Here is an 11347-nt window from a genome sequence, read left to right on the forward strand (position 1 = left end):
ACAGATGCAAAAGCATGAACATGCGCTGCGCCATATCCAAAATTGTTTATTAGAGGCACCGTTTGTAAAAGTGGCGTACATTTTCGGATCTCATGCAAAAAAAGAAGCAACATCTTCTTCGCATTATGAGATAGCAATTGAGACAACGCATATTTCAGTAGGTGAGTTTCAATGGCTTTTGTTTCTATTAATGGAAGAGTTAAGCGGAATGGGAAAAGTTTCTGCGGTTCATTTGAATACATTGTTTGATAGCGAGCTGAAGCGTCATATTTTACGAGAAGGCCGGTTGATTGCACAGCGTATATAAAGTGAAACTTCTGTCAGTGGGGAGCTTACTGACCCACGAATAGCGGGATAAAAAGAGTGGCGTTATTCATATCGCTGCTCTTTTTGTATGAAACAGCATGATCAGTTGAAAATCCTTTTTCTTACTTTTCAGCCTGCTGCACTGTTTTGAGCGTTACCACGGATTGTTCCACTTTCACCTTTTTTCGAAATTCTTCATGGGATTTTTTACCTAGGGATCGACTTGAAATCTTATAAGATCTTATGTTAGAACAAGCCTGTTTTTAAAAAGAACAAGCTTCTTATTTTTTTCCTAAACATAGGATAAATGGAATCCACTGAAAGGATCTGACAAAGAATAAGGATTTTATTAAAGGAGGAAAAGAGTAATGAATGAAAGTTGTGAACATGGGCATGGACATGGACATCGTCACGGTAATGGTTTTGCGCTTTTAATCGTATTGTTTATTTTATTAATCATTATCGGCGCTAGCTGTTTCTGTGGTGGTGGCTACGGTGGCTACGGTGGCTACGGTGGTTTTGGTGGCTATGGTGGCTACGGTTACGGCGGCTGTTGTTAATAAGTTAAAAACTATTGAAAATAGCCTTGTGCTCTGCACAAGGCTATTTTATTCACAGCTTTATATGTTGTGACAATTTTTGAATGTAAAATGAGCGTATAAGGAAAAAGAAGATGATTTCAATTATGCCGAAGAGGCCTAATATTAAAATTTCTTCTTTTAAGAGAGAAAAAGAAAGTGTACTTTGTATAAATTTAATCGCAAAGATTGTATGAACGGAAGCGATAATATAAGGAACAAAAAATAGGATCGCTAATTGAATGGTTGCCGAACATATCATTTCATCTTTTGTTAATCCAATCTTTGTAATGGTTTTATACTTTTCTGTTTCTCTCGCTAAATCGCTATACATGCGGAAATAAAGAACGCTTCCTGCTCCCATGAAGAAAATAACGCCAAGAAATGTACCGATAAAGAAGTTCGCAACGTTCCAGCGCTTATCGACATATAATTCATCGCTTGATGTGAAAATGTAGAAAGGTGCTTTCTTATCATGTATTGCTTGCTGATCTGCATTTGGCAATACACTTTTTTCATCCGCTGCAATCATATGCAAAATACGCTTTGTGAGCGGCAGTGTATCTTCCCAATTATCCACCTGGAAATTATAAAGCATAATGGGTTCGAGATGTGGAATTTCGTTATCGACAGCATGATCTTGCAGTACGATTAAGTATGTGAAAGCTCCCTCCGGTATCATCGGTCCGTTAGCCATTTCTTTTATATGAAATTCTTTTTTATTAGATTCCAACGTAATATTGCTTTGTTTAAGAAAAGGATTAATTAATAATTCTAATGTTGCAGGTGAATATTTTGGAATAACATATGTTTCATGTTCTAGTAATTGAATTTGAGAACGTCCTAGGGATGTAGCGAGAATATTATAGTCACTTTGCTTCATAATCCAAATATCTTGGTTAGCAGCAGTATCTTTATAAATGAGTGATTTATGCTTTTGATATGTAAATTTGTCTGTATGTAGCTCATTTTCTAGTGCTGCAATATGCTTTGTTTCTAATGCATTTCCTTCGTAAGATACATAAGTAAATGGAAAAGGAAATCTTTCTAGTATAGAAGCTTTTGTGTATTTATTAAAAGCATATAATGTTGTGATCGTCGTAAAAGTTATTACAGATAGTATCGTTACGATAAAAAGCATATTAATATTGATGCGAACGCGTGATGCTAAATCAGAGATCCAAAGCATGTTCGCTTTTTTCATATAAAAGCGGCGCCGTTTTTTTAATATCAAAATGAAAAGAAAACTAGCTTGGGAGAATAGAAAATACGTCCCAATTGTAACGAGAGGGATAATGGCCAAAATAATGAGTAGGCCAATCCCGTTTGTTAAACTTTTTTCTGTTATATAACTTTGCGGATAAGCGGAAAAAATATAACCAGAAAATAGACATAGTAAACTAAAAATTGAAATGATAACAGAAGGAGGTTTCTCCTTCTGTTTGCGAACTCCCTCACTTAGAAGGTGGACGATTTTTTTTGTTCGGATTAAAGCAGGTGTAAAGATAGAGACAATGATAAAAAGTATGAGAAATGTTGCTATAGTTGTCTGAATTGCTTTTGATGGCCAATATAAATAAAGGCCGTTAATACCTGAAATTTTTGATGTAATTAATAAGAAAAAGTTAGAAAATACAAGACCAGCTTGGAGGCCAATAAAAGTAGACAGAAGCCCAATAATCATATTTTCTAAAAAAAGAAGTCGCTTAAGTTGCCTGTGTGAAATACCTAAAATCGTTAAAATGCCAAACTGCTTTTTGCGTACGGTCAAAAATGTTCCAATTGAGTACACCAAAAAGAAAAAAGAAAACAGGACAATTACAAATTGAGTAAAACCAATTAAATCGAAAAGAGGTCCTGTTTCTTTATAGTTTTGTACATGTTGCAAACGTGGATGATATCGATACACGGCAAATGAAAAGAATACCGTAATCGAAAATGAGCTGCTTAAAAAATAAGCAAAATAAGCTCTTGAATTGCGAACGACATTCTTTAAAGCAAATTGCCAAAACTTCATCCACGTCTTCCTCCTAGCAGTGCTAATACATCTAATATTTCTTGATAAAATTTTTCACGGTGCAGACCGCGGTGCAGTTCATTATAAAGCCCACCGTCTTTAATAAAAATGACGCGGTTGCAATAACTAGCAGCAAATGGATCATGTGTCACCATTAAAATTGTTGCTTGTTCTTCTTTATTTAACTTTGTAAATAGTTCCATTACATCAATTGCAGCTTTCGAATCTAAATTACCAGTTGGTTCATCAGCAAGAAGTAATGAAGGTTTATGGATGACTGCACGGGCTACTGCGGTACGCTGCGCTTGCCCTCCGGAAACTTCAAAAATTCGTTTATTTAAAATATGATCGATACCGAGCTTGTTTGAAATGGTAGCTAGCTTTTCATCCATTTCAGCAAGTGGAACATTATCCAATGTTAAGGGCAAAACGATGTTTTCCCCAATTGTTAGTGTGTCTAATAAGTTAAAGCTTTGAAATACAAATCCTAATTCTTGCCGGCGAAAGATCGCTAACTTTTCGTTGCGAAACGTATGAGGCTGCTTTCCGTTAATAAAGACTTCTCCTGCTGTAGGAGAATCAATGGTCGAAATAACATTTAATAACGTTGATTTCCCGCTTCCTGACGGGCCCATAATCGCAACAAATTCTCCTTTATCTACATGTAAATTAATATTTTTTAAAGCAGTATGAGGGACTTTCCCCTCATATACTTTCGATACATTTTGAATATGCAGTACTTCCTCCATATATCAATCACCTTTCTAACGCTATAAATCAACTTGAATTTTTCAACATCTTTGTCTAGCTCTACCTCCTAGGCCCTCATGTCTAAGAACCTTCCACACAAGAAGGTAAAAAACACTTTATGTGTGAAAGAACCTTAGCCAACGGGCCTAAACAGTCGGCTCCGCTTTTCTTTATGATCCAGCTCCAGCGGCTAGAACAGTCGGTGGCTTCGCGTCTTCCGCCGAGGCAAAAAGCGCCTCTATGTCAGAAGCTCCATCCTCCTCTTGTTCTGAACGAGCCGCTTCCGCTTTTCTTTATAGTTTAATATGCTTGGACAACTTTTTCATATATAATGAGCGAATTAAAAGGAAAAAGAGAATTTCAACCGTTCCAAAAATGATAAGGACAACACTAACTTCAGTAAACAAGGTTAATGTTGTTACGCCTTTCCACATTTTTGAAGCAAATATCGTATGGATAGAAGCCATTATATAGGGTACAAAAAATAAGATAGCAAGCTGAATGGTAGCTGACCATTTCATTTCTGACTGTGTTAAACCAATTTTTGTAATCGTAATATATTTGTCTTGTTCATTCGTTAAATCCGTATACATTCGGAAATATAGCACGCTTCCAGCCCCGATAAAGAATATAATACCAAGGAACGTACCAATAAAGAAAAAGGAAGCATTTTGGAGTTTCGCTTCGTATAGTGAATTACTTCTTTCAAAAGCTTCATATAAACGCTCTTTCGAATGAATTTGTTGGCGATCCGCATAAAGCTTTTTGATGAATGATTCTGCAATTGTATGCGCATTTTCCCAATTCTGTACTTTAAAGTTATATAACGTCATATGTTTCATAGCATAGGATAGGGATTGTACCGTATTGTCGGATAAGACGATTACATTTGAAATAATCCCAGAGGGTGTCACAATTTTATCACCTACACCTTGCACGTGTAATTTCAAGGACTGTGGAGAAAGGATAATCGGCTGTTTTTGGCGCGATTGGTCCCATTTCCCAAACATAAGTTCATAAGAGTACCCAGGGAGTATATATGTTTCATCATCTTTCAAGACCAGCTTTTTATAATGTAATGCAGTAGCTAACTGATTATAATCACTTTGCTTTAATACATATACTTCATCTTGATAGGGAAAATCTGAACCATTTTGTAACGATACACCATACAAGTCTACTTTTATTTTGTTGTATTCAAATTTCTCCTTTTTTAGTTGTTGTTCTAACCAGTTGATATGCGGCGAAGCGATCGGATTCGCATCATAAGAAAGATAAGTGAATGCGAATGGGTTATCATTCATAATTTGTGCCTTTGTAAATTTCCCAAATCCATAGATAAAAGTAATCATCGTAAAGGCGAGAGTGGACAACATCGTTACGACAAAGAGCATATTAATATTTGTACGAATACGGCTTGCTAAGTCAGAAATCCACAGCATATTAATTCGTTTCATATAAAACTTCCGTCTTTTTTTCAACAGATGAATGAGCAGAAAGCTAGTTTGTGAAAAGAAAAAGTATGTCCCAACGGTCACTAGTGTTGGAATGACAAAAATGCTAGAGAGAACGTATAGTATACCAATCGTATCACTTATTGAGAGAAAGTACTTTGGACATCCTGCTAGCGTGTATCCAGATAGTAAGCATAAAATGCCAAACAAGGAAACGATGATAGATGGTTTTTTTTCATTTTGCTTTATTTTTCCTTCTTTTAAAAGACGTACAGCTTTTCTCGTTCGAATTAAAACAGGGGTGAAAGCTGATACGAAGACAAAGAGTCCAAGAAAGGTTGATGTTGTTAACAGAATTGCACCTTTTGGAAAATATAAATATAATCCAGGCATGTGCGTAATTTTTGCTGTTACTAATAAGAAAAGTTGTGAAAATACAATACCAACTTGAATCCCGATAAAAATAGAAAGAAGTCCAATTAACATATTCTCAATGAAAATGAGGCGTTTTAATTGCTTTTTGGATATCCCTAAAACAGTTAAAATGCCAAATTGTTTTTTTCGAACTTTTAAAAACGTACCGGTAGAATATAGTAAAAAGAAAAATGAAAAGAATACAATAACAGCCTCAGATACTCTCATTAAGGTGTCGATACCGGAAGTTGTGGTAGCATTTTGTAAACGAGGATGAAATAAATACACGGCAAATGAAAAGAAAATTGTAATGGAAAAGGAACTGCTTAGAAAGTAGGCAAAATAAGCACGGGAGTTACGTGTTACGTTCTTAAATGCAAATTGCCAAAATGTCATATTTTTATCCTCTCAGTCTTAAAGTCATTCTTATATGTTGTAAAAGTGTATAAGGAAAGGATTCCTCATACACTTTGTCATAAAGCTATATAAACCCATTTGTCGTGGCTATGCAAACAAAACAAGACCACCACTTGCTGTCTGTCTCTCTTTGTTTTAAACCATGCCCGTGGCAGAAGCTCTCGCTCATCTAAAAGAAAAGGTTTTTAGGTCGTTTTTTCAATATAAGTTACTCTCCATCCGTTTTATTTAGTGCAGCATTATGGAAAATAATTTTAATACTTGTTCCTTTACCAACCTCAGAATCTAATTTGACAGAATGACCTAAATAAGAGCAAATTTTACTTACAATATATAAGCCCATACCAGTAGATTCTCCAAACGTTCGTCCATTTTTTCCTGTATAAAATGGTTCAAACACACGGCGAATATCTTCTTGCGGAATACCGACACCTTCATCACGCACTTCTAAAATAACATCTTTCCCGTTTTGAACAGCAGATAAGAATACTTTTTTTCCTCTTTCTCCTGAATACCGAACCGCATTTGTCATTAACTGATAAATAATGAATTTCAGCCACTTTGCATCAGAAGCAACCATTACATCAGAATGCACTTCTAAAACAGGGAAGACACCGTTTCGGATAAATAGTTCTTTTAAGCTATTTATATTTTTTGTAACTGCGTCTTTTAACGAAATAGTTTCTACATGAAAGTCTTCATGGAAATTATTTAACCGCGCCATATATAATGCCATATCTAGTCCTTGGTTTAATTTTTCAATCTCTTGTTTAAATTTTGGAATAAGATGCTCATCTTCCATTTCAAGCACCATTAACTGCATAATAGAAACAGGCGTTTTCATTTGATGTACCCATTGGTTAATAAACATTTGATGCTCTTGCTGTTTTACTTCATATGCCTGTAATTCTTTTTGAAACAGACGATATTGTATACGAACCAGCTCATTTACGCCATGCGGCATAGGGGCAGTTGCTCGTTCAATGAACGCATCTTCTATTTTGTCAGGCAGTTGACTTAGCCTTTTATATAATCTGCGATTTCGAACGTAGCGATAAGCGAGAAAACAAATGAATAGGTACAAACTTAGTACAATAAAATAAAATTTGTTGTTTTTAAAACCATCAACGGTATCGTACAAAACGAAGATGATAACAAAGTTTAAAATGTAAAGAAGGAAGAAGTCAATGTGATCACGTAGAAATAACTTCATACTTTATTCGCTCCAAGTTGCGTTTAATCGATAGCCTAAGCCGCGTACAGTTTCGATTGCATTTTCGATTCCAAGCTCAGTGAACTTTTTACGAAGACGCGTAATATTTACGTTTAATGTATTTTCTTCAACAAAACTTTCATCATCCCAAAGTGCCGACAACAAATCTTCTCTGTTTGCTGTGCGAGGGTGTTTAGAAAGAAGCATCTCTGCTAGAATTGCCTCTTTTTTTGTGAGCAATACGTTCTCATTTCTAAAGTGAAGCTCTGGTCTTTCAGGATATAGTTTTAATCCGTCCACTTCAACGATGCGTTCTGTCATACTCGGTGCATAGTCACCGTATATGCGGCGTAGTTGCCCTTTAATTTTTGCCATTACAACATCATAATGAAACGGTTTAGTAATATAATCATCAGCACCGCTTTCAATCGCCATAATTTGCTCCATTTCACCAGCGCGAGCAGAAATGAAAACAATTGGACAAGTGGATTCATGACGAATTTGGCGGCACCAGTAGAAACCATCAAACTTCGGTAAATTTACATCTAATAAAACAAGATGTGGTTTTGTATGATTAAATGAAGCCATAATATCATCAAAGTTATCTGCAATAATTGCTTCGTAACCGTATTTTTGAATGTGAGATTGTAGTAAAGATGAAATACTAGGATCATCTTCTACGATTAAAATTTTATACATATGTAAATGCCTCCTCTAACTTTGTGTATATAGTATATATAGTGTAACATTTGTTTTCTTCGTTTTCATTATGTTGACGATACCCCATGTATAAATTTTCTCAACGTAAAGATTACATATATTTCTAATGAATATATTCAAAAACACAAACTACTAATTTACAATTAATTATGAATTGTACAACAAGATGAAATGCCTTAATAATATTTTATAGTAGAGGAGTCTATAAATGAAAAAAATATTTTCCTTCTTGATGATTGTATCGGTGTGTATATTTGTATCTGCGTGTTCCAGTCAAACAAAATCAGAGACAGAAATGAAATCTGACAGTGGAAAAAATTCCACAACGTCTCAACCAAATGTAAAAGTTAAGCCTTATAAAGAACCATTAACTCAAGTAGGAGATAAAGCGCAGCATGCATTTGGAATGTTTGTCTTGAACCAATTGAGTGAACCAAATACGACTATTGAACTGGGACCACTTAATATCAAAGTGGAGCGAATTAAAATCGTACGGGGCACAGAAGTAAGTGATATCGGAAAGTATAATTTAGAAGAACGAGGATTGAATACAGAGGAAATGAATGCAATTCAACTAACAACCACTTTAGAAAATACTTCGGATCAACCGCTCGATTTGGGGAAAGGTCCCATAAAAACACTAGTTTTAAGTAACGGAGAACAAGTAGATGTGTATAAAATGGATGCAGATCCGAAAGATCGGAGCTTAAAGGCAAGAGAAAAAATGAAATTTACGTTAATCTGTTTTCTATCTCAAGCTCCGAAAGATCTAAAAGATGTAAAAGTGACTACAGATGTAGTGCGAGATAAAACGACCAATAATGAGGTAAGCGCTCTGAAAACCGTAGAGATTAAAATGTGAGTAAAAAAGGAATGAACCAAGCCTGCATGGCTTGGTTCATTCCTTTTTTATTATTTTATAATTAAAATGAACAATAGCTAACAACTGGACTAGATGAACCAGTTTTAATAAAATAATCAGGAGCATAACCATAATTTAGATCGCCGCGCCAATAATTATCATGTACCAAATCCCAAACTTTACTTCCATAGTAGGATTCACCATTAACATAGCAGTATAAAAAGAGGCTGTTCCCATCTGGAATATCTGTTTCAGTCCGCGTACCATTGATTGTTGGAGTGTTACGAAGATCCAAACCTGCGCCACCAGTCTTTTGAACTGGATAGTACCCCTGAGCATGGGAGACATCCTGATTTGCAAATAAAACAGAACCAGCTACTGCTATTGAAGCTATTGAGAATGCAATCTTTTTAAACATGTCTTACCTCCTAGTATATTTTTATTTTAATAGGGGATCCCCCCCTCATGCCTATCAAACTAAGATAGGTAAATATTTAATTTTTCTTGGTAAGCATGAGGGAGTGTCCCCTAAAAATATATGACTCTATTATAAAATACATATAAAAAATGGTAAAAACAACAATAAAAGTAATGATTTGTTATTTCTCAACTTTAACTTTTAGTTACATAACATGAATAAAGACTTGAAGAATTTATTTATTATTTTCAAACCAGTCCTTAAATGTTTCTCGAGATTGTTCCCCTAAAACTCGATTCATTTCTTTTCCATCTTTATAAGAAATAATTGTAGGTGTCCCTTTTATTTGAAACATATTCCAACCGTTTGGATAATCTTCTAAATTCATAACTTGCATATCAATATTCATGCTTTTAGCCAAAGGAACTACAATTGGGGAAATTTTTGAGCAATGAGGACATGCTGGCTTGTAAAAATAAACAATTTTTGCTTTGTGATTCGAAATATCTTGTTGTAATTGTTCTGGTGTAATTTGATTTTCATAATAATTAATTGTTTCTACACTTGTTGTTTTCTCGCTGTTTGTTTCCTTATTTGTGAGAAAGGTAATCACTACAAGTATCGAGAGGATAGTGATCGCAAAAATAAGCATTTTTTTCATATACTTTGTCTCTCCCCCATTTCATTTAATAAATTGAAGTTTCTGGTATAACGAGAATTTATAATTACAATGACGAGTTTAAAAGTTATTATAAATTATTGATTGATTATTTCGAATAGTTTTTATGGAAGATTTTCGGGATTGATATTGAGAAAATTTTCCTTTGGGGTGCTTTAACATATTAGCTTGCTAGGTATTCAAGCAATTGACAAATGTAAGAAATGAATTAGACATTTAGATAAATATCTAAATGTCTAATTAGCGAAAGGAAGAAAGGCATTGAATCAAGCATTTAAAGCATTAGCAGACCCAACAAGGCGCAAAATTTTAGACTTATTAAAAGAAGGCGACTTAACAGCAGGAGAAATTGCTGATCACTTCAATATGACAAAGCCGAGTATCTCTCATCACTTAAATGCGCTCAAAAACGCAGCGCTCATTCAAGATGAGAAAAAAGGACAGTTCGTTGTGTATTCATTAAATACGACTGTGTTTCAAGATTTGTTATCGTGGGTGTTTACATTTACGAATAGAGGGGAATAGGGGGATAAGAATGAAAAAACACATATTTCCATGTGCTCTAATTCTTTTAACAATAATAGCTTGGATCATCGTCTGGCCCAAGTTACCGGCTGAGGTTCCGGTTCACTGGGGTGCAGATGATAAAGTAAATAATTATGCCTCTAAGCAGTTCTCGATGATATTTGATATTGGTATAATGATTTTTTTATACGTAGTTTTTACTCTTGTTCCAAGGATTGACCCTAAAAAAGATAACTATGAAAAATTTAGAAAAAGTGTAACTATCATGAGTAATGCTATTTTATTTGTTTTATTTGTAATGAATATGTCTGCACTACTTGTTGGATTAGGATATGATATACCGATAGGGTCTGTTGGCGGGATGATAGTAGGACTACTATTTCTGATCATTGGCAACTATTTACCGCAATGTAAACCAAATTATTTCATCGGTATTCGTACGCCGTGGACATTAAGCAATGAAGAAGTATGGCGCAAAACTCATCGTTTTAGCGGAAAAGTATTTATTGTTTTAGGAATCATGATGTGCGGAAGTATTTTTGCGCCTGTTACTTGGAGAACATATATCATATTGACTGCTGTTTTAGGTGGTGTGGTAGTCACAATGCTGTATTCTTATTTCGCTTATAAGAAAGAGATGAGAGTGTAGTTGAAAAAATACATGTAATATAAAGAAATATTTCGATGATAGCGTAAAACAAGGAAAGAGAGTAACTTTCCTTGTTTTTATATTTACAGGATTTTCACCTGAACAGATATATATTGTTTTTAATCGTTTTCATTCAAGAACGAGAATTTTGATATGAAATATTGCATATTAAAACTTATTGATAAACGCATATGCGCTTACTATAATAAAAGCATAAAGACGTAACACATCGTACTATTCAAAAAGAGGAGGAAATAAAATGGCGATCGCAATGGCAGTTTTTAAATTTTTAAGCGGAATCTTCCCATTCGTACAAGAGCTTCTAAAAGCAGTAATGTAAGTTTG

At 34.6% G+C, this 11347-nt stretch carries 12 protein-coding genes; 5 read left to right on the forward strand and 7 right to left on the reverse strand.

Annotation, left to right across the window (positions count from 1 at the left end; genetic code table 11):
* Positions 1-4: 4 nt before the first annotated feature.
* Positions 5-307, forward strand: a complete 303-nt coding sequence (locus BR72_RS10130; protein ID WP_035432585.1) for a nucleotidyltransferase domain-containing protein — start codon at positions 5-7, stop codon at positions 305-307.
* A gap of 367 nt (positions 308-674) precedes the next feature.
* A complete protein-coding gene (locus BR72_RS10135) occupies positions 675-866 on the forward strand; it encodes a YjcZ family sporulation protein (RefSeq protein ID WP_035432587.1) in 192 nt (63 codons plus the stop codon).
* A gap of 52 nt (positions 867-918) precedes the next feature.
* On the opposite strand, the gene BR72_RS10140 is transcribed toward BR72_RS10135, so the two are convergent.
* From BR72_RS10140 to BR72_RS10165, 5 genes are all read right to left on the reverse strand, one after another.
* On the reverse strand, positions 919-2901 hold the full coding sequence (locus BR72_RS10140; protein WP_035432590.1) for an FtsX-like permease family protein: 1983 nt from the start codon (positions 2899-2901) through the stop codon (positions 919-921).
* Complete coding sequence (locus BR72_RS10145; RefSeq protein ID WP_035432591.1) at positions 2898-3650, reverse strand: ABC transporter ATP-binding protein; 753 nt, start codon at positions 3648-3650, stop codon at positions 2898-2900. Before BR72_RS10145 ends, BR72_RS10140 begins: the two co-directional genes overlap by 4 nt.
* 294 nt (positions 3651-3944) lie before the next feature.
* Positions 3945-5915 (reverse strand): FtsX-like permease family protein, encoded by a 1971-nt coding sequence (locus tag BR72_RS10155; RefSeq protein ID WP_035432594.1) that lies wholly within the window; start codon positions 5913-5915, stop codon positions 3945-3947.
* 229 nt (positions 5916-6144) lie between these two features.
* Positions 6145-7149, reverse strand: a complete 1005-nt coding sequence (locus tag BR72_RS10160; protein ID WP_035432596.1) for a sensor histidine kinase — start codon at positions 7147-7149, stop codon at positions 6145-6147.
* A gap of 3 nt (positions 7150-7152) precedes the next feature.
* Positions 7153-7848, reverse strand: coding sequence for a response regulator transcription factor (locus BR72_RS10165; RefSeq protein ID WP_035432598.1), 696 nt, complete (start codon positions 7846-7848; stop codon positions 7153-7155).
* Between the two features lie 229 nt (positions 7849-8077).
* On the opposite strand from BR72_RS10165, the gene BR72_RS10170 reads away from it, so the two are divergent.
* The gene (locus tag BR72_RS10170) at positions 8078-8731 is read left to right on the forward strand and encodes a hypothetical protein (RefSeq protein ID WP_035432600.1); all 654 of its coding nucleotides are present in this window, start codon (positions 8078-8080) and stop codon (positions 8729-8731) included.
* A gap of 61 nt (positions 8732-8792) precedes the next feature.
* Here the strand turns inward: BR72_RS10170 and BR72_RS10175 are convergent, their stop codons facing one another.
* Both BR72_RS10175 and BR72_RS10180 read right to left on the reverse strand, forming a co-directional pair.
* Entirely contained in the window at positions 8793-9149 is a 357-nt protein-coding gene (locus BR72_RS10175; RefSeq protein ID WP_035432602.1) for a hypothetical protein, read from the reverse strand.
* A 235-nt stretch (positions 9150-9384) separates the two neighbouring features.
* Complete coding sequence (locus BR72_RS10180; RefSeq protein WP_035432603.1) at positions 9385-9810, reverse strand: thioredoxin family protein; 426 nt, start codon at positions 9808-9810, stop codon at positions 9385-9387.
* 279 nt (positions 9811-10089) lie between these two features.
* Between BR72_RS10180 and BR72_RS10185 the strand changes: the two genes are divergently transcribed.
* A complete protein-coding gene (locus tag BR72_RS10185; protein ID WP_035432604.1) occupies positions 10090-10353 on the forward strand; it encodes an autorepressor SdpR family transcription factor in 264 nt (87 codons plus the stop codon).
* A gap of 10 nt (positions 10354-10363) precedes the next feature.
* A complete protein-coding gene (locus BR72_RS10190) occupies positions 10364-11002 on the forward strand; it encodes an SdpI family protein (RefSeq protein WP_035432605.1) in 639 nt (212 codons plus the stop codon).
* Positions 11003-11347 lie beyond the last annotated feature (345 nt).

It is taken from the genome of Bacillus sp. UNC322MFChir4.1, from assembly GCF_000746135.1.
In the GTDB taxonomy this organism is placed as follows: domain Bacteria; phylum Bacillota; class Bacilli; order Bacillales; family Bacillaceae_G; genus Bacillus_A.

Coding starts and splice junctions, on each gene's coding strand:
- BR72_RS10130 (WP_035432585.1), top strand. CDS start 5: ATGCAAAAGCATGAACATGCGCTGCGCCATATCCAAAATTGTTTATTA.
- BR72_RS10135 (WP_035432587.1), top strand. CDS start 675: ATGAATGAAAGTTGTGAACATGGGCATGGACATGGACATCGTCACGGT.
- BR72_RS10140 (WP_035432590.1), bottom strand. CDS start 2,901: ATGAAGTTTTGGCAATTTGCTTTAAAGAATGTCGTTCGCAATTCAAGA.
- BR72_RS10145 (WP_035432591.1), bottom strand. CDS start 3,650: ATGGAGGAAGTACTGCATATTCAAAATGTATCGAAAGTATATGAGGGG.
- BR72_RS10155 (WP_035432594.1), bottom strand. CDS start 5,915: ATGACATTTTGGCAATTTGCATTTAAGAACGTAACACGTAACTCCCGT.
- BR72_RS10160 (WP_035432596.1), bottom strand. CDS start 7,149: ATGAAGTTATTTCTACGTGATCACATTGACTTCTTCCTTCTTTACATT.
- BR72_RS10165 (WP_035432598.1), bottom strand. CDS start 7,848: ATGTATAAAATTTTAATCGTAGAAGATGATCCTAGTATTTCATCTTTA.
- BR72_RS10170 (WP_035432600.1), top strand. CDS start 8,078: ATGAAAAAAATATTTTCCTTCTTGATGATTGTATCGGTGTGTATATTT.
- BR72_RS10175 (WP_035432602.1), bottom strand. CDS start 9,149: ATGTTTAAAAAGATTGCATTCTCAATAGCTTCAATAGCAGTAGCTGGT.
- BR72_RS10180 (WP_035432603.1), bottom strand. CDS start 9,810: ATGAAAAAAATGCTTATTTTTGCGATCACTATCCTCTCGATACTTGTA.
- BR72_RS10190 (WP_035432605.1), top strand. CDS start 10,364: ATGAAAAAACACATATTTCCATGTGCTCTAATTCTTTTAACAATAATA.